We start from the raw sequence: 18,718 nt of genomic DNA, 5'->3' as shown, positions 1-18,718 counted from the left end.
ATTAATGGAGAAGCCGTTGAGAGTCTTACATTTTGTCACTGGTGGCTTTTCAGGAGCCACGAAAGTTGCTATTGATTTGGTTGAGGCACACAATCAAATAGAATCGACTGAAAACCTGTTAGTACTGCGTCGCAAAAAAACGACCGTACCAGAAAAGCTTGCTGAACTTGAAGGTAAAGATATCGATTACAAGGTTGTCACAGGTACTAACCATCTTGCGACCCTTCACGAATTAAAAAAACTATGTGTGCAATGGCGACCTGATATATTGGTTGCGCATGGGTTTCCTGAGCATTTACTGGGAAGACGGGCAGGGCTATTGGCACAAGTACCTTGCTTGGTACAAGTGGAACACAACTCTAAAGAGCGCTATACACCTTGGAAGATATACCAAACGCGTAAACTAAGTAAATCAACTGCTAGAATTGTGGCTGTCTCTGAAGGCGTAGCCCAAGTCTTATCTGAGCAGGGTCTTCACGCACCCATTCAAGCCATCCCAAATGGTATTGATACCACTCGATTTGGCGGTGTGAATCTTGCACCTGTTAATGAAAGGTCGCATGATCTGATTATGGTGGGAAGATATGCTAAAAGTAAGGATCACGTTACTTTAATTGAAGCACTGAATCAGTTAAAGCAAAAAGGCATCAATCCCACTCTTACCTTAGTTGGTAGTGGGCGCAAGCGTTACCAAAGAGAAGTACATGATTTGGTTGCTCGCTATGAGCTGCATGAACAAGTGACCTTTATAGAGTACAGTAGCGAAGTTGAAAAGCTATTGCTACAACATAAAGTATTTATCATGTCGAGCCGTTTTGAAGGGCTGAACCTAGCGGTGCTAGAAGCGATGGCAAGTGGCTGTGTCGTTATGGGAAGTACTGCAATGGGAGTAAAGGAGTTGATTGAAGACAACAAGGATGGCTTCTTGTTCCCAGTCGGGGCAGCAACAGAGCTGGCGAATATCATCGCGACTGTACTATCTAATCCATCAAACTACCAAGCACTAGCAACGGCAGCTAGAGAGAAAGTTTTAGTTCATTATGATAAAAAACAGGTCACTCAAGCGTATTATCAATTATTTCAGAATTTATTAACAAGCTGTTAATTATAAAGTTTTTAATGTGAGTGTTGTATGAATAAAGAAGATCTAACAATTGGTATTTTAATACCTGTTTATAATGTAGCGGATTATGTAGAAGAGTGTATAGAATCAATACTCACTCAAATCGATACTAGAGCATCTATTTTAATAATGAACGATGCTTCGACAGATAATAGTGCAGCTATTATCAAGCGTTTTGAAAATTACCCTCAAGTGCAAATCTTCGATGCGCCTTATAATAGAGGTTTGTCAGCCACACGCAATGCGCTTTTCGATATGGCCCAAACAGAGTATATTTGGTTTATTGACTCTGATGATGTTATGTACGAAGGTGCTTATAAATCTGTCATGTCTCAAATAGAAAAATTGAACTCGGATGTGCTATGTGCCGATTATGTATCATTACGAGGAAAAAAAGAGGTAAATAAAAAAGGGTTTATAGGCACGTCTAATAAAAATTATATCAATAAGAGCAATAGCTTCTTAGATAATATTATTGAAAATAATAGTAATCATGTTTGGAATAAGGTTTTTAGAAGACAGATAATACAAGACATAAGGTTTAAAGAAGGATTGAATTTTGAAGATATTTTGTATATGACTGATATCTCATTAAAGAGTTTTAAATATAGCTATTTGAAGTATCCAGTCATAAAGTATCGTGAGCGTGAAGGGTCTATTCTAAAAAATCTCGACAAAAAATACGTAGATGATTATTTATATGCTTTCACTTATCGCGTTGAAAACTATCAGAGAGATGGTAAAAAAGATGGCTATCATTATTTGCTGTATAAAGTATATAAACGTTATATAGGGCTGTTAAATAAAATCGTTAAAAACCATCAGGAAGATTTGTTAAAAGACACCTATGCTCAATACAATAAGTACTTCTCAGAGCTTTATCTTGTTGCTAATAAAGAGCTGCGAATACATCAAAGAATAACTCTGAATATTAAACGTTCCAAATTAGACAAAATTCTGAAAGGTATGTAGACCATGCAAAAGATCTTTAACGTTATCCGTAATAAGCCCTTTAAGGTTTTCTATAATGGCCTAGTGCCTAGAAATGTAAGGAAGCGCTGGAATTATCAGTATGATGATAAAATTAAGCAAGAAAAAGTAGCCTCTTACTGGAGGATGGTTCTTGATCAATACGCTGACAAAAAAATAGAAAAGTATGATACTCCACCAATCAAAAAAGAACTGGTAGGCAAAAAAATTATTTGGCAATATTGGGGACAGGGATTAGAAAATTTACCGGAAATGGTGGAAATATGTTTTTCTTCAGTAGACAGTCATGCTCACGATTATCAGGTTATCAGAATTACTGATGAAAACATAAATGAATATATAAAGCTTCCAGAGTTTGTTGATGAAAAACGTAAAAATGGAGTTTTTAGACCAGTATTCTTTTCTGATTTGCTGCGTGTTGCATTGTTGTCAATCTATGGTGGGGTTTGGCTAGATGCTTCCGTTTTATTAACAGATAGGCTACCCAAGGAATATGCAAACTGTAATTTTTTTATGTATAGCCGTGATCCTAACTCTCTTAATAAAAATTGGGGTACAAATGATACACATTTTTACTTTAATTGGAGAGATGAATTTAAAGTAAAACATCTTAGTAGTATTATGTTTTCTAAGCCAAACTCAATGATTACAAAGACCTTGGTTGACTTGCTGCTTTATTATTGGGAAAATGAAAGTAAAATTGAGTATTACTTTTTCTTTCAAGTAATGATTAATGAATTAAAGGAGTCAAAAATTATAGATTTTGAATTTCCTGTTATTGATGATACTTTTCCACATTTATTACAATCTGAGATAAAAAAGCAATTTAATGAAGACGAATACAAAAAAATAGTTTCACAAGCTAGTATTCATAAGTTGACTATTCATGAGGCTTTCAAGGAAGAGTATTTCGAAAAACAAACCTATTATGGCTATCTAAAAAATAGATATATATATAAATAAAGGGGCTGTAGTAGATAAGGATTAAATATCACACCATTTTCTCAGCGTTTTAAGCTGAGTAGACGGTGATCCATAGTTGAATCTAAACTCGCACTCTTTTAAAAATAAATGGAAGTTCTTCTTATCGATCCCATTATATTTTCTGAGTGTTCTTTTAGACTGATTCCAAAAGTTCTCAATGCCATTGATGTGATTGTTTTTACCGCAAGTAAACTCTTTAGAGTGATTGACTCTGAAATGTTTAAACTCGCTCACATCTAACGCATTGTAACTTCGATAACTATCAGTATAAACAAAGCTGTCAGGCTTGATTTTACGCTTGATGACAGGCATTAATGTGCTTTGTTTGGTGTCTGCTACGACAATGGTATAAACCTTACCATTTCGTTTTAGTATACCAAATACAGCTGTCTTACCAGCAGCCCCGCGACCTCTTTTGCCTTTACGTACGCCGCCAAAGTAACTTTCATCTAATTTGACTTACACCTAAACGGAGTTTTTCAAGGTAGTTGTCACCATCAAGCTAAATTAAGCGGCTTGTAATCTTTGCTGTTGTTGCTCTTTTACAGGATTTAGCGTTGTTGGCCCTACAGGCTCGCAGTTCCTCACCTCCTGAGTTCCCCAGCGTATCGGGTTTTCATCTTTAGCGCGCTGCATCGTGAGCAGACGCTTCGCCAGTACTTCCTTATCCTCACCCGTATGGCGCTGATTGGGCGTCACAAAGTTCAGCTGACTGTGCTTATGCTCATTGTTGTACCAGCGCGTGAAGCTCAGCATCCATCGTCTTGCCGCATCTAAGCTCTTAAAGCCATCGATAGGCCAATTAGGGCGATACTTGCAGGTTTTAAATAAAGACTCTGCAAACGGGTTGTCATTACTGACACGCGGTCTGCTGTAAGAGGTGAGTACCCCAAGCTCATACGCTTTCATGCGCATGGTTTGAGCTTTCATCGGTGCCCCATTGTCTGAGTGTAGCACCACCCCAGTGTGCAATGCATTCTCACTGATTAAAGTACGCTCAAGCAGCTGAGCTGCCAGTACACCTGACTCGTGGTCATAAACCTCCCAGCCAACAATTTTACGGCTATAGACATCCTCTATCATGTACAAATAATAGAACTGACCCCGTACCGGACTTGGCAGATAGGTGATATCCCAGCAGAACACTTGGCAAGGGCCAGTGGCAGTAAAGGTCTTTGGGGCGCTTGAGGCTTTAGGGGCAAGTGCACGACCGCGGTGAGCCAATTGCTCATGCTGCCTCAGCACCCGATAAAAGGTAGACTCTGAGCCATGATATATCCCCTCATCAAGCAGGGTCGGTACAATTTGGGTGGGCGGCAGACTGGCAAAGCGGGGCTGATTGCACACGGCTAGGATGGCGGCTTGTTCAGAGGCGCTCAGTTTATTCTTAGGAGCTTGGCGCACGGCGTCACACCGTTTATCACCATTCACGTGACCTGCGCGGTACCAGCGCCGATAGGTGCGGATGCTAATGCCAACTTCAATACAGGCAAGGTTAAGTCTGGCTCCTGAGTGATTGGCCTCTTGTATCCAGTCTATGTATTGCTTGCGCTTAGGGAGCAAGGTCAGTCGTCATCAAACTCCTCCCAAAACGCTTCCAACTTTTTTCGCAATACCAGTAAGGCGGCAGTTTCAGCTAAAGCCTTTTCTTTTCGAGCAAGCTCTCGGGTGAGTTGTTTGATCTGTTTGCGATCGCTCTGCTGCTGACGCTTGTCTTTCAGGCTTTGTTGTTTGCTGCTGCTAAAGCCTTGTAAGGCGTCAGTACGCCACGCTTTGATTTGCTCAACATATAGGCCTTTGCTGCGGCAGTATTCGCTAAGTTCACTCTCGCTTAGGGTGGCCGTCTCTATAATGGTGGCAAGCTTGGTTTCGCTTGACCAGTCATCAGGGGTTTTATGGTTCGATGGCATGGGGTGACCTTGTTCTCTAGCTTGGGCACGCCAATTATACAGGGTCTGTAATCCGATGCCTTCACTTCTTGAAACCTCGGCAACACTTAGGCTCAGCGGGGGTAGCAGTTTGCTGAGTATAGCCTGTTTACGTTCTTCGCTATATCGTGGCATGATGTGTCCTCATTGTCCCCTTTGGAATTATTATTTAGGGGTGACAACTATCCTGCCATAGGGGGTAAAAGAGCTCATCAGCTTCTAATGAGAGATGGTCGTCTATTACAAGTCTAATTTTATGATAAAAAAGTGCAGCAGTGTTAGGTTGAATGTCGAGCAAATCTGCGGCTGTTCTTGCAGTCACTTCAGCCGTGAAAACTCTAAGAGCCTTCGCTGTACTTTTTTACTTAGTTTACAACGGGTTATCTTCATAAAAGTAGTCTAGCATAGTGCTTATCTACTACAGCCTCTAAATAAATTAAGCATGAAATTTTTGCATGGTTCCAAACCAATTTTGCTCACCATTGCTATTTTTACCAAGATAGTGAAATTTAAATAGATTGGGTTGCTTAAGATGACACATTAAATAAACACCTTGATCATCGTCCACAATGTTTTTTTGAAATAATTCTTCTTGACAATTTTTTACAACATTAAAGAACTCTCTCCAAATATTTTGATTAGCTACTGTTACGCCACCTATGATAACTGCTCTATTATTTAAAATAGCAGATAAAACTTTGTTTTTTGTATGAGGGAAGTTGGGATTGTTAAAAAATAAAAAAAACTTGTCTTTTGTTAATGTGAAAAAATGAACATGTAAGTCATCAAAAGGGTAGTACCAATTATTAATACCTAGCAGAGTAGTATTATCTCTACAATATCCGAAGTCTACCCAAGCAACCAGATCATTAGACAAGTTAAAATCTTCAATAGCTTTGTTTACAAAGTAAGTTTTTAGATTAGTTACTAGGACATACTTTTCAGACCAATACTCAGGGTTGAGCTTGTGTTTATCGGGTATTTTACTCTTGAAATTATTGCTGTTAATTATCGATTTAATTTCATCTAGTAAGTTTCTAAACTTTTTTTCTAAATCAATAATGATGATCTTGGTTGGTTTGTTACCTCTTAATTTTCTGATATAAGGCTTCATTTCCTCAAAGGTAAATACAACCATTTCATTATCGAGTTTTGCTAAGTTCTCAAAATATGATAGGTATGTTTGATTATCCCTAAGTAGATGAGAGGGGTGTCCTTTTTCAGTGGACCAATCACCTCTACCAATATCAAAATAGGCAGTAACAATTGTGATTGACTTTTCAGTTGTTGATATTGAATTATCCATTACTACCGCCAATAATCTTTTAGCCAAGGGCTTGGCTTAACATGACGATACCACTTGCCGCCGCTACCATTGATGGCATCTGGCGGATTAATCTCACCATGAAAGATGACAATCTTTGCGCCATCCGGCAGAGTAGGCGCACGCACAAAGTTAAAGGGAATAGGGGCGATGCATTGGTACTTGAAGCTGACACACCATGTTTTATCCCAATACTCTAAATGATGATGCTCACGTAAATAGTTAGACAGATAAGCCTGCTCATGGCGCACTTGGGTACGAATGGTGGCAAAGTTACGCTCAAAATTTGCGAGCAAATCAGGATAAGTGTTCATGCCAATATTGAAACGATAAACAGAGCTATTACCAATCATTCGCCACGGTTTTTTCCAATCACGGATAATCACCACGCTGTCTTTGTGCTGAGCTTGATAGGTAAAAAAGGCGTCTATGTTATCAACAATAACAATGTCGATATCTAAAAATAAAGCCACACCTTTAAGACCATATAGTTCAGGTTTGAAAGTCGTGAGTTTTTTCCAACCACGCTCAGGTCCAGCAGGCAAATCCATCTTTGGAATAGGATGGCAAGTCACAGCAGGGTCGATACCGCTGCTATCATCAGTGAGGCAGATCATTTGGAAGTCTAAAGTCAAATGGCGACTGACCATATTATAAAGACGGTTGACGTACTCAGCGCCGTATTTGTCACCCCATTTCATACAGATAACATAACGCTGCTCAGCAGTGCTACTGCGTGCATGCGTGTGGTCTGTCGATGAAGTATTGGTTACGTCAGTTGCCATAATGCACTCATATTAATATAAATAAAAAATATTTAGGGCGTGTTCTCATTTTTAACATAGTGATGAAAATGAGATAAATTGTCGCCAAACAAGAAAATAGCGCAGACAATATTGAGCTATTGACTGACTATTTGACGCTGTTTGGCAAAATTTAGCCATCTTTAATCCATTTATAGGACGATCGATTGAAATGAGAACACGCCTTAGTAACGTTTAAAGGTACAAAAGTCAGCCAATACTATCACAGCTAGGATTCACGATATCTCTAAACGTTTGGCTAATTGTAAGGTTATTGCTCATTGTCAGCGCGCGTGGTTGTATCATGAACGTTTTGATCAGCCCGCTTGTTGTCAAGAATGAATTTGGCCAAAGTTTCTTCATCAACGTTGTAAGGATTTCCTAATGTGGGAATGTGTTTGAAACGTCGATAGCCCCACATATAGTGACTACATTTTTCTTCAATCATCTGTTGCATGGCTTGGTTAAGTGCATAAGCGGCGGTCTCGGCATGACGATCATAAAGTGCTGGATCATCGAGCTTATAACAATAGATGTCAAATCCACGACCATCGTCACGGCGAATACAAGATAAGCCGACCAAGGCACATCTGGTTTTACTAGCAAGTTTAGAAGCAAGCGTACTGGTTAGCGTTTTAATACCAAAAAAGGGCACAACCACGCCGCCCGAAGGGTCGGGAACATGATCGGGTAAGACGATACTAAAGCCACCTTGTTTAAGTGTTTTAAATATGGCTTTGACACCGCTACCATCGGTTGGCACTAAGGTCGCATTAAGCCTTGAACGCCCTTGTAGCACAAAGTTGTTGGTAATGTCACCTTTAACAGGTTTGTACATAATGGTTGGGGAACCAAATTGATTGAGCCAAGCGTTCATCATCTCCCATGTACCGAGATGCGGCACGATAGCGAGCATGCCGTTGGCACTCGCAAGTCCTTCTAATAAAATTTCTTTATTATGAACGTCGCGAATCTGAGCAATACTCCACTCAGGTGGCATGGCCCAGCTTTTGATCGATTCAATACTGGTCAAACACTGGTGATAAATAATCTCTTTGGTTACTACTTGTTTTTGCACATCAGTCAGCTTAGGCGCAATTAACGTCATATTGATACTGACTGTACGCATGATACTCAAATTGGGTATCTTAATAATCACCCACGCAACAAAACGTGCCAGTATCTGCAAAACAGACAATGGCACGATTTTAAAAATGTAATACGGATTCATAACCATTCACATAGTGATGAATCACGTAATAAGTACTGAAAAAAAAATCCGGACATCGTTAGACCATTTATTGCGCAGGTTTGTTGGTGTCAGCCTGTGCTTTTTCGCGCACACGGATACCAAGATCACGTAGCTGCTTGCTATCGACTTCAGCAGGTGCTTGAGTTAGTGGACATTCAGCAGTTTTAGTTTTTGGGAAAGCGATAACATCACGGATAGAGTCAGCGCCTACCATAAGCATAATCAGACGATCCAAACCAAAGGCCAAGCCACCATGTGGCGGCGCACCGAATCTTAACGCATCAAGTAAGAAACCAAACTTGTCTTCAGCTTCTTGCTCGCCGATACCTAACGCTTCAAGTACCGCTTGCTGCATGTCGTAGGTATTGATACGTAAGCTACCACCGCCAACTTCTGTACCGTTCAATACCATATCATAAGCGATAGAGAGGGCAGATTCTGGGTTGTTTTTCAATTCATCAACAGAACCTTTAGGTTTAGTAAACGGGTGATGCATTGACGTCCAACGACCATCGTCCGTTTGCTCAAACATTGGGAAATCAGTGACCCAAAGTGGTGCCCACTGACAAGTAGTCATCTCAAGGTCTAGACCAATTTTTTGGCGTAGTGCGCCGATTGCGTCATTGACGACACTGGCTTTATCCGCACCAAAGAATATAATATCGTTGCTTTCTGCACCAGTACGCTCAATCAAGCTTACCAATACGTCATCGGTCATATTTTTGATGATAGGAGACTGAAGACCAGATTCTTGGTCAACGCCGTTGTTGATATTGCTCGCATCGTTAACTTTGATATACGCCAAACCACGTGCACCGTAAATGCTAACGAATTTGGTATAAGCATCGATTTGCTTACGGCTTAATGAAGCACCACCAGGGATACGTAGCGCAGCAACGCGACCTTTAGGATCGTTAGCAGGACCGGCAAATACTTTAAAATCAACGTCTTTCATTAAATCAGCAACGTCGATGAGCTTTAATGGAATACGTAAGTCAGGCTTGTCTGAGGCATAGTCACGCATAGCTTCTGCGTAAGTCATGCGTGGGAATTGCTCAAACTCAACATCCATCATGGTTTTGAATAAATGCTTAATCAAACCTTCGTTGATGTTCATGATTTCTTCTTCATTTAAGAAAGAAGTCTCAATATCGACTTGGGTAAATTCAGGCTGACGGTCAGCACGTAAGTCTTCGTCACGGAAACACTTAGCGATTTGATAATAACGATCAAATCCTGACACCATTAACAACTGTTTAAACAGCTGTGGTGACTGCGGCAAAGCAAAGAAGTTACCTGGGCGTGTGCGTGATGGCACAAGATAATCGCGCGCGCCTTCTGGTGTCGCACGAGTCAAGATAGGGGTTTCAACGTCTAAGAAACCATGGTCATCTAAGTAACGACGAATGGCTGACGTGGCTTTAGCACGGAAAACCATACGCTCTTGCATTTGCGGACGACGCATATCAAGATAGCGATATTTTAAACGCAAGTCTTCTGATACCGTGGTTTTCTCATCATTTAATGGGAAAGGCGGTGTTTCAGATTTCGCCAATACTTCAATTTCTTTGCCCAACAGCTCAATCTGACCACTGGTCATATTATTGTTTTCAGTACCCGCGTAGCGTTGACGTACGCGACCAGTGATTTTTAGCACATATTCAGGACGTACCGCATCAGCAGTTGCAAAGGCTTCTGGTGTATCAGGGTCAACGACGACCTGCAAGATACCAGCGCGGTCACGCATGTCTAAAAAAATCACGCCACCGTGATCGCGACGACGATGTACCCAGCCTACGATACTAATGGTTTGATCGATGAAGCTTTCGGTTACGGCTCCGCAATATTCGTCTCGATATTCGCTATGCGTCATAGTGCTTTGCGTCATAATATAATTATCCAGTTGTCAGCCCAATTCGAAATACAATAATGCAGCCATTGCTGTACGATTCAAGCTATCCGCTAAAAACGCACAAACACCGCGATTAAGACAAATGGTCATCACGTTGGCTACAGAAAATTTGGTGTAAACGCATATTATGCCTAATCTGCCCTTGTTATACAACCAGTGGCGTCCAATCAAAGCGTAGGAAAGTATCAGTAATGGGTGTATTTATTCAGTAACATCTGCATTGGGTTAAATATTGTCATTTTGCTTGAAAATATCAGCCACTGTGCACATATCAGGCTCACTTATAAAATCTTATTAAAATTATTCTAATCATGTAAGGAATGCTACTCATGCTTTTTCACCCTGCTAAGAACCCTGTTGAGCTACAAGTTGTTCATCTAAATAAAAGCCAAGAACAACGCCGTGAAGATTTAATGGAGGCAACTCAAGGTAAAGCCGCGCTTAAGCAATTCAAAAAAGTAATGGCTAAAAAAGCCAAGCAAGCATTGAAAGCAAAAAGCAAAAATAAGAAAAAAAACAGTGATAATAAATCACAAGTTTTCGTTCTCGACTTTGACGGTGATATCAAAGCCACGGCAGTCAAGCATTTACGCGAAGAAATCAGCACATTAATCAGCAGTGCAAATAAAGGCGATGAAGTCGTGGTACGTCTTGAATCAGGCGGCGGGTTGGTTCATGGTTATGGTTTGGCAGCAGCGCAATTGGCACGTCTAAAAGAGGCTGGTTTAAAATTGACAGTTTGTGTCGATAAAGTCGCGGCCAGTGGCGGTTATATGATGGCGTGTGTGGCGGATAACGTAGTGGCTGCGCCCTTTGCCATTATTGGCTCAATCGGTGTGGTATCACAGTTGCCAAACTTTCATAAATGGCTAAAAAATCATGACGTCGATTATGAGATGTTTACCGCTGGTGACTATAAGCGTACCGTTACTATGTTTGGTGAAAATGACGCTGACGACCGTGCCAAGTACCAAGAAGAGCTTGAGCAAACGCATGAGTTATTCAAACATTTCGTGAACACCTATCGTCCAGCATTGGATGTCGCGAAAGTCGCAACAGGCGAGCATTGGTATGGTGAAGATGCGCTGAAACTCAAATTAATTGATAGCCTACAAACCTCAGACAGCTATATTTTAGAGCGTATGGAAGACAATGAAGTCTATGCGCTGCATTCCCGTCAAAAGCCAACGCTGGCCGAAAAGTTGGGATTGTCACAAGCGGCAGAGGCCACCGTGAATATGGCGATTGATAAACTACCAGATGCGCTAGCACGCTTTGATTTTAATAGCCGTTTAAATATCCTAAAGTAGTTTTCAATTTTCCACTCTAAATAGATGCATTGTTTGTATTTTGTAAAAGGCGTGTCCTAGCGGGTCGCGCCTTTTTGCTGTTTATTCATAAATGCTGTGTTATAAATGTGGCATACAGAACAGAGTATACGCACGTACACTATAAAATTAGCATTGGGCTTTTTATAAAAGCTTTATGTGAACGTGATGAAAATCATTAACCATCAGCAAGGAAAAGGATGCCAGCTATGTCTGAAAATACATTGATGTTTACCGCCACCGAACATGGTCAAACAATGCATGCCAAAGTCAAAGCATTTATCGAAACTCATATTGAACCAATAGAAGCACAGTTTTGGGCGGATTGTCATGCGCAAAACCCAGACGGTAATTGGAAAAATTGGCAATGGCCAGAAAAATACGAGAGTTTGCGTAAACAAGCACGCGAAGCCGGTCTATGGAATTTATTTTTACCAGATGACACGCTAGGGGCAGGGCTGTCGGTGACCGATTATGCACCGATTGCCGAGCTGACTGGACGCAGTTTATTAGCGCCTTATGTCTTTAACTGTAATGCCCCTGATAGCGGTAATATGGAGCTGTTATGGCGCTATGGCACACAGGAGCAGCAAGACAAATGGCTAACGCCAATCTTAGAAGGTAAAACGCGTTCGGTATTTTGTATGACTGAGCCTGATGTCGCCTCCAGTGATGCCACCAATATGCAAGCGACAGCTGTGGTTGATGGCGATGAGATTATTATCAATGGCAGTAAATGGTGGTCATCGGGTCTTGGCGACCCTGCGGTCGATATTTTGATTGTGATGGCGTACACGCCTGATGACAATAAAGACCGTCATCATCAACATTCGATGGTATTGGTCCCAGCAAAGACAGCGGGTGTTAACATCGAGCGCATGCTCAAAGTCTTTGGCGATTATGATGCGCCGCACGGCCATGGTGAAGTCAGCTTTGATAACGTACGTGTGCCCGTCAGTCACTTTATCGGTGGTGCAGGTATGGGCTTTGAGATTGCACAAGGTCGCCTAGGACCAGGTCGTATTCACCATTGCATGCGCTGTATTGGCGCTGCCGAAAAGTCGCTAGAGCTGGCTGTTAAGCGCGGCATGGAGCGTACCGCTTTTGGTAAGCCATTATTACAACTGGGTGGTAACTTTGAGCGTATCGCTGAGGCGCGTATTAAGATTGACCAAGCGCGTTTATTGACACTATATGCAGCGCAAAAAATGGATGCGCAAGGCACAAAAGCAGCATTGACTGAAATCTCTGCTATTAAAGTGGTTGCGCCAACTGTGCTACAAGAAGTGGTTGATATGGCGATTCAGATTCATGGTGGCATGGGCGTTTGCCAAGATACCATGTTGCCTGCATTCTTTGCCCAAGCACGAGCATTGCGCTTAGCCGATGGTCCTGATGAAGTGCATAAAACCATGATTGCTAAGTTAGAATTAAAGCGTCAAGGTTTTAGCCGTTCCTCAAAACCTGTGAAAGCCTAATTTTCATTGGCAATAATCGTATAGAAACTGGTTTAATGAGCATTTGCTTGAATTAATTTCTCATTGAAATTCACTATTACACCGTTAATAGTGAATTTTCAGCCCTATATTCACTGATAAAACATAATTGAGCACACGATAAGGAATGTCATATGGCAACTGCTAATCAAAGCAAAACTACCATTAAAGAAGTAGCTAATAAAATCTTAGATAAAGGCGGCGAGGTTCGTGAGGGCGAAGAGCTTGATGCCAAAGCTGTTAGCTCGTGGCTACGTGCTCAAGGCGTCGATATAAAAGGCGAGCCTACCGTTACTCAATTTTCAGGTGGCGCATCAAACTGGACCTATCGCTTACAATATGAAGGCGAAGGTAAAAGCCAAGATTTAATTTTACGCCGTCCACCAAAAGGTACTAAAGCCAAATCAGCACACGACATGGTGCGCGAATATACGGTTCAAAAATCCTTAAAAGATGCCTATCCTTATGTGCCTAAAATGGTCGCGTTATGTACGGATGAGTCCGTCATTGGTGCAGATTTTTATGTCATGGAGCGTATGGAAGGTATCATTCCTCGTGCCAATTTGCCAAAAGGTATCGATTTAAGCGAAGAGCAAACACGTGCATTATGTACCAATGTCATCGATGCTTTGATTGAATTGCATCAAGTCGATTATAAAAACCATCCTGATTTGGTCAATCTTGGACGCGGTGAAGGTTACTGCGAACGTCAAGTAACTGGCTGGGACAAGCGTTATGTCAAAGCCAAAACACCTAACGTCCCAAGTTTTGCCTTAGTCCGTCAATGGCTCGGTAAGCATACGCCTGCTGATAGTAAGACTTGCCTCATTCATAATGATTGGCGCTTTGATAATGTGATTTTGGATGCAGCAGATCCGACCAAGGTGATAGGCGTACTCGATTGGGAAATGGCGACCTTGGGCGATCCTTTAATGGATTTGGGCAGCGCATTGGCGTATTGGATTGAAGAAGATGACAACATCATTATGCAGCAGTCACGCCGTCAGCCCACCCATTTAAAAGGCATGATGACTCGCGATGAGGTGGTTGCTTATTATCTTGAGCAGACAGGTCTAGAGATAGACAACTGGACGTTTTATGAAGTGTTTGGTCTGTTCCGTCTAGCGGGTATCGTTCAGCAAATTTATTATCGGTACTATCATAAACAAACGACCAATCCCACCTTTAAAAATTTCTGGATTATTGTGCACGTGTTACATGCCAAATGTCTTAAATTGATTGCTCAATATGAAGGTGAGATTTTGTTTACTAGCCGAGTACAGCCGCATTTGCAAGATATGGGTGTTGATGCTGCGATGATTGAGCAGTTGCCAAGTCCTATACAGGCTGTTATTAAAGTTATTTTACCAAAGAATTATTTTGGATAAAGCGCACCTAAAGCTGAAAAGTAAGAAAATTAAAAATTAAAAATCTAGGGCGTTGAAAAATTATAAGAGTGCGATTAATAAGGCAATATTTTATGACAACCATACTTTTGGCCCGTCATGGTCAAGCGTCATTTGGACAAGAGAATTACGATCAACTCTCAGAGCTGGGTGGCAAGCAAGCGCAGATGCTAGGTCAGCATTACGCGACGACTCAGCGTCGAATCGATGCGATTTTTACTGGTAGTTTGGTTAGGCAGCAAGACTCTGCACATCATTTTTGGCAGCGTTATCAGTCATTTGTTGATACCGATAGCAATATCTCTAGTAAGCCTGCGATCGATATAAGTGCGCCGGATAGCTATGTACTGCCACAATTTGATGAATTTAATCATAAAGACGTGTTTATAAAGTCTAATCCTGCTTTCATGAGTAAAGGTGCTATTGCGGCTGAGATTGCGCAAGCAGAAGTGCCATCTATGCGTTTAGCGGAGTTGTTTGATGCTGCGATGCAGCGCTGGCATGCCGGTGAAAATGACAGTGATTATATTGAGAGCTGGTCACAATTTAATGAGCGGGCAAAACAAGCGCTTGAGCAAGTGCGTTTGCAAGCGGCCAATCTGAATTTAGAGCGTGATAGTACGGTGCTGGTGTTTACTTCGGGCGGCATTATTTCGGCTATTACCGCGCAGTTATTGCAGCAGGGCAGCTCAACAGCCTATCAAATTAATAAAAGCTTGGTTAATACAGGCGTGACGTCTATTACTTTAAAAGCGCAGAGTACACGGCTATTGTCTTTAAATGAATACAGTCACTTATTTGCTGATGGCAAACGCTTCGTGACGTGGCGATAACATAGTATGTGATGACGGTAAGACATCAAGGTCATAATTAAGCCACAATTAAGCCGTGATTAATATCAGGATAAAATGGCTATTCTAAACACGTAGCCGATTTTTATGTTATTAAAATCGGCTATGATAATTGTTGAGTACTTTTTGTGTATTTTTATGACAGACAAGCCGCACTTATCAATTTGCGATATTATAGACTGTCAACTTCATATAATAGGGATGTAAACAGGACGTTCTATGCAAAATAAATTGATCAATTTAGTCACCAAAAGCGCCAAACAAAGTAAAAATCAGCTATTTAGCGCAATTCAGCCCGCACGATACCTAAAAGGTTTAAATAAGCAGCAGATTGGTCGTGGTAAAACAGTATTAATCACGGGTGCCAGCTCAGGACTGGGCGAAGGCATGTCAAGATTGTTTGCTAAGCTTGGCTATAATTTGGCGATTTGCGCGCGTCGTACCGACCGTCTAGAAAGTCTACAAGCAGAGCTGATGGCAGCGTATCCTGATATTCGTGTTGAATATCGAGCATTAGATGTCAGTGACTATGATGCCATATTCGATGTATTTGATGCGTTCGCAACTGACTTTGGTCATATCGATCGTGTGGTGGTCAATGCGGGCGTCGGGGATAGTCGCCGTATTGGTAAAGGGCGCTTCGATACCAACCGCCGCACCGTTGAGATTAACTTTGTCTCTGCGCTCGCGCAATGTGAAGCGGCGATGAATATATTCCGCGCACAAAACAGCGGTCATCTGGTGGTGATATCAAGCATGTCAGCAATGCGTGGACTGCCTAAGCATTTGACCGCTTATGGCGCAAGTAAGGCGGGTCTGGCTCATCTGGCAGAAGGCATTCGTGCTGATATGTTATTAACCAAATTGCCCATTAAAGTCTCGACCATTTATCCAGGTTATATCCGTACTGAAATTAATGAAAATGCCAAACCACTACCGTTTGAAGTGGATGCAGATACGGGCACCAAAGCGATCGTTGCTGCGATTGAGGCAGAAGTAGACGAAGCTTGCGTGCCAAGTCTGCCATGGTCGATTGTCGGTCAAGCGATGAAGCATTTGCCATTACAAGTGGTCAATAGAGTCAGCTGATAGCGGTTGTGTTGTTATTAATGTCAAAATTAGTCAAGAAAAATTAACGCAACAAAAAGCCCGCTACATTGTATATAGTGGGCTTTTATTTTTTGAAACTTATAAGTCTTAACTACTGAGAGTCTTAACGACTACAAGGTTTGCGGATTATCTGACATATGTTTTTCACGCAATTTTTGACGTAGTATCTTGCCGACATTACTCTTAGGTAGCTCGGTGACAAACTCGATATGACGCGGGCATTTATAGCCGGTCAAGTTATCGATAGCGAACTCTTTAATATCACTTTTAGTGACGTTATTATCGGCCGGGACGATATATATTTTTACCGTCTCACCTTGATGTTCATCAGGAATACCGATGACTGCACACTCAATAATGCCTTTACAATCAAGCATAACCGACTCGATTTCATTTGGGAAGACGTTAAAGCCTGAGACCAAAATCATATCTTTTTTGCGATCTAATAATCTAAAGTAACCTTTTTCATCCATACTGACGATATCACCCGTACGGAAATAACCCTCTTTAGTAAAGTCGCTACTACTGTCTTTATTAAAGTAGCCCGACATGACATTTGGACCTTTGATGCACAGCTCGCCTGCCTGATTAACGCCTACTTCTTTGCCATCTTCATCGATAACAATAATATCAACGCTTGGACCAGGCGTGCCAATCGTACTATTAAATTTACGATCAATGACGATATTGTTGGTGCCGACTGCTACACATTCAGTCATACCCCAACCTTCAACCATCGGACAGCCTGTCACTTCTAACCAACGCGCCGCTGTTTGTTCGGTTGCTGCCATACCACCTGCCTGCGAGAGACGAAGTGAGCTGAAATCTAGGTCTTTAAAGTTTGGCTGATCAAGCAAGCCTTTAAACAAAGTATTAACCGCTGGGAAAATATGGAACGGCTGTTTGGATAAAGTTTTGATAAATCCAGGCATATCACGCGGATTTGGTACCAAAATAAAAGTGTAACCTGAGCGCATGCCAAGCAGGCTAAGCATGTAAGCAAAAATATGATACAGCGGCAGTGCCATGACCATATTGATATAAACCTCATTAATTTCTGAGGTAACAGGGCGAAACCATGCTTCTGACTGCATGGCCGCAGCAACGACATTACGCTGAGTTAATACCGCGCCTTTAGACAATCCTGTGGTACCACCGGTATACTGCAAAATCGCTTTATGTTGCAAAGCCGTTTTTGGTGCTTGAAACGGTAGGTTTTTACCTTTTTTCAGCACATCTGGAAACTTGGTAACGTTGTATTTAGGATCGTCAAGATTATATTTCGGCACTAAGCGTTTGACCTGACGGATTACCGTATTGACCAAAATACCTTTTAATCCCATCATATCGCCCATTTTCGATAGGACAATACGTTTGATATCCGTCTCTTCGATTACCTGCTCGAGTGCTTGAGCAAAGTTATCAACCACAAAAATAACTTGAGCACCCGAGTCGTTCAACTGATGGCGCAGCTCACGACCGGTATACAGTGGGTTAACTGGGGTACACACATAACCTGCCCGCAAAATACCAATCATCGTTGGCAGATATTGCGGCACGTTTGGCATCATGAGTGCGACCACACTGCCTTTAGGAATGCCTTGCGCTTGTAACCATGCGGCAACGGCCAGTGAGGCTTTATCCACATCACCATAAGTATGAGTGACACCCATACAAATAGTCATAGGATGCATACGAAAACGATTGAAACATTCCTCATACAGCTCTATGAGGCTCTCATATTGATCAGGATTAATGGTCTTGGGTACGTTTTCTGGATATTGCGCCAGCCAAGGCTTATCTACTGTCATACTTAGCGTCCTTAAATGTTGTGATACGTTAAGGTTCTATAAAAGAGTAGTCACATCCTTGTCAACAATATAAATCATCGCCTTGAGAGCAATGGATTGTCGCGTGCTATCCTATCGATTCACAGACTGCTAAAATACGGTGACCTCTATATAAATTATTTAACTACAAGCTCATTTCGCTATAAAAAGCAGTGCTCTAAATACAGTAAACAGCTGGTTACTATTATCCTTACTAAGAAAAGCACCACTTGCTCATAAACTGATCTGAATTGAACGACTATCGACTCACACTAATAAAAAATAGCGTGACTTATTTTGGCAACACATTAACATAACTACAATTGATATAGTCAGTTCAAAATAAAATTGTTATGTTTAGGACAAACATCATAAAACAATT

13 protein-coding genes and 3 pseudogenes are annotated in these 18,718 nt (G+C 41.5%); 8 read left to right on the top strand and 8 right to left on the bottom strand.

The window, feature by feature from the left end; genetic code table 11:
- The first annotated feature begins 16 nt into the window (after positions 1 to 16).
- Genes I3257_RS11450 through I3257_RS11440 form a run of 3 tightly spaced genes read left to right on the top strand, consistent with a single transcriptional unit; the run spans position 17 to position 3,076 of the window.
- Positions 17 to 1,105, top strand: a complete 1,089-nt coding sequence (locus I3257_RS11450; RefSeq protein WP_238049829.1) for a glycosyltransferase family 4 protein — start codon at positions 17 to 19, stop codon at positions 1,103 to 1,105.
- Positions 1,106 to 1,132: 27 nt separating this feature from the next.
- Positions 1,133 to 2,095 (top strand): glycosyltransferase, encoded by a 963-nt coding sequence (locus I3257_RS11445; protein ID WP_238049828.1) that lies wholly within the window; start codon positions 1,133 to 1,135, stop codon positions 2,093 to 2,095.
- Positions 2,096 to 2,098: 3 nt separating this feature from the next.
- A complete protein-coding gene (locus I3257_RS11440) occupies positions 2,099 to 3,076 on the top strand; it encodes a capsular polysaccharide synthesis protein (protein ID WP_087815257.1) in 978 nt (325 codons plus the stop codon).
- Between the two features lie 21 nt (positions 3,077 to 3,097).
- On the opposite strand, the pseudogene I3257_RS11435 reads toward I3257_RS11440, so the two are convergent.
- From I3257_RS11435 to aspS, 7 genes and pseudogenes are all read right to left on the bottom strand, one after another.
- Positions 3,098 to 3,556, bottom strand: a pseudogene (locus I3257_RS11435) (IS1595 family transposase); the annotation flags it as partial.
- 48 nt (positions 3,557 to 3,604) lie between these two features.
- Positions 3,605 to 5,160 (bottom strand): annotated as a pseudogene (locus I3257_RS11430) (IS3 family transposase).
- Between the two features lie 67 nt (positions 5,161 to 5,227).
- A pseudogene (locus I3257_RS11425) lies at positions 5,228 to 5,415 on the bottom strand (IS1595 family transposase); the annotation flags it as partial.
- A gap of 46 nt (positions 5,416 to 5,461) precedes the next feature.
- Entirely contained in the window at positions 5,462 to 6,331 is an 870-nt protein-coding gene (locus tag I3257_RS11420) for a WlaTC/HtrL family glycosyltransferase (protein ID WP_087815259.1), read from the bottom strand.
- A gap of 2 nt (positions 6,332 to 6,333) precedes the next feature.
- Entirely contained in the window at positions 6,334 to 7,134 is an 801-nt protein-coding gene (locus I3257_RS11415; RefSeq protein ID WP_087815261.1) for a glycosyltransferase, read from the bottom strand.
- 289 nt (positions 7,135 to 7,423) lie between these two features.
- Positions 7,424 to 8,383, bottom strand: coding sequence for a lysophospholipid acyltransferase family protein (locus I3257_RS11410; RefSeq protein ID WP_193011549.1), 960 nt, complete (start codon positions 8,381 to 8,383; stop codon positions 7,424 to 7,426).
- 67 nt (positions 8,384 to 8,450) lie between these two features.
- Positions 8,451 to 10,277, bottom strand: coding sequence for an aspartate--tRNA ligase (aspS, locus tag I3257_RS11405; RefSeq protein ID WP_201581776.1), 1,827 nt, complete (start codon positions 10,275 to 10,277; stop codon positions 8,451 to 8,453).
- 368 nt (positions 10,278 to 10,645) lie between these two features.
- Between aspS and sohB the strand changes: the two genes are divergently transcribed.
- From sohB to I3257_RS11380, 5 genes are all read left to right on the top strand, one after another.
- Positions 10,646 to 11,626: a protease SohB gene (gene sohB / locus I3257_RS11400; RefSeq protein WP_238049827.1), complete on the top strand. Its 981-nt coding sequence runs from the start codon at positions 10,646 to 10,648 to the stop codon at positions 11,624 to 11,626.
- A gap of 245 nt (positions 11,627 to 11,871) precedes the next feature.
- Positions 11,872 to 13,122 carry an acyl-CoA dehydrogenase family protein gene (locus I3257_RS11395; protein ID WP_238049832.1) on the top strand — a complete coding sequence of 417 codons (1,251 nt, stop codon included), beginning with the start codon at positions 11,872 to 11,874 and terminating at the stop codon, positions 13,120 to 13,122.
- A gap of 152 nt (positions 13,123 to 13,274) precedes the next feature.
- Positions 13,275 to 14,528 (top strand): phosphotransferase family protein, encoded by a 1,254-nt coding sequence (locus I3257_RS11390; RefSeq protein ID WP_238049826.1) that lies wholly within the window; start codon positions 13,275 to 13,277, stop codon positions 14,526 to 14,528.
- A gap of 92 nt (positions 14,529 to 14,620) precedes the next feature.
- Complete coding sequence (locus tag I3257_RS11385) at positions 14,621 to 15,379, top strand: histidine phosphatase family protein (protein ID WP_238049825.1); 759 nt, start codon at positions 14,621 to 14,623, stop codon at positions 15,377 to 15,379.
- Between the two features lie 237 nt (positions 15,380 to 15,616).
- A complete protein-coding gene (locus I3257_RS11380) occupies positions 15,617 to 16,486 on the top strand; it encodes an SDR family oxidoreductase (RefSeq protein WP_269135363.1) in 870 nt (289 codons plus the stop codon).
- 131 nt (positions 16,487 to 16,617) lie between these two features.
- Here I3257_RS11380 and I3257_RS11375 read toward each other — a convergent pair whose 3' ends face one another.
- A complete protein-coding gene (locus I3257_RS11375) occupies positions 16,618 to 18,318 on the bottom strand; it encodes an AMP-binding protein (protein ID WP_201560190.1) in 1,701 nt (566 codons plus the stop codon).
- Between the last annotated feature and the right edge of the window lie 400 nt (positions 18,319 to 18,718).

The sequence above is a fragment of the Psychrobacter sp. Ps7 genome (assembly GCF_022129225.1).
GTDB lineage: Bacteria > Pseudomonadota > Gammaproteobacteria > Pseudomonadales > Moraxellaceae > Psychrobacter > Psychrobacter immobilis_A.
This window is presented reverse-complemented; position numbering and strand designations above follow the sequence as displayed.

What these genes read in the sequence shown, in the direction of transcription:
- I3257_RS11395 (WP_238049832.1), top strand. Translation starts at nt 11,872, where the DNA reads ATGTTTACCGCCACCGAACATGGTCAAACAATGCATGCCAAAGTCAAA.
- I3257_RS11420 (WP_087815259.1), bottom strand. Translation starts at nt 6,331, where the DNA reads ATGGATAATTCAATATCAACAACTGAAAAGTCAATCACAATTGTTACT.
- I3257_RS11440 (WP_087815257.1), top strand. Translation starts at nt 2,099, where the DNA reads ATGCAAAAGATCTTTAACGTTATCCGTAATAAGCCCTTTAAGGTTTTC.
- aspS (WP_201581776.1), bottom strand. Translation starts at nt 10,277, where the DNA reads ATGACGCATAGCGAATATCGAGACGAATATTGCGGAGCCGTAACCGAA.
- sohB (WP_238049827.1), top strand. Translation starts at nt 10,646, where the DNA reads ATGCTTTTTCACCCTGCTAAGAACCCTGTTGAGCTACAAGTTGTTCAT.
- I3257_RS11390 (WP_238049826.1), top strand. Translation starts at nt 13,275, where the DNA reads ATGGCAACTGCTAATCAAAGCAAAACTACCATTAAAGAAGTAGCTAAT.
- I3257_RS11415 (WP_087815261.1), bottom strand. Translation starts at nt 7,134, where the DNA reads ATGGCAACTGACGTAACCAATACTTCATCGACAGACCACACGCATGCA.
- I3257_RS11410 (WP_193011549.1), bottom strand. Translation starts at nt 8,383, where the DNA reads ATGAATCCGTATTACATTTTTAAAATCGTGCCATTGTCTGTTTTGCAG.
- I3257_RS11375 (WP_201560190.1), bottom strand. Translation starts at nt 18,318, where the DNA reads ATGACAGTAGATAAGCCTTGGCTGGCGCAATATCCAGAAAACGTACCC.
- I3257_RS11385 (WP_238049825.1), top strand. Translation starts at nt 14,621, where the DNA reads ATGACAACCATACTTTTGGCCCGTCATGGTCAAGCGTCATTTGGACAA.
- I3257_RS11445 (WP_238049828.1), top strand. Translation starts at nt 1,133, where the DNA reads ATGAATAAAGAAGATCTAACAATTGGTATTTTAATACCTGTTTATAAT.
- I3257_RS11380 (WP_269135363.1), top strand. Translation starts at nt 15,617, where the DNA reads ATGCAAAATAAATTGATCAATTTAGTCACCAAAAGCGCCAAACAAAGT.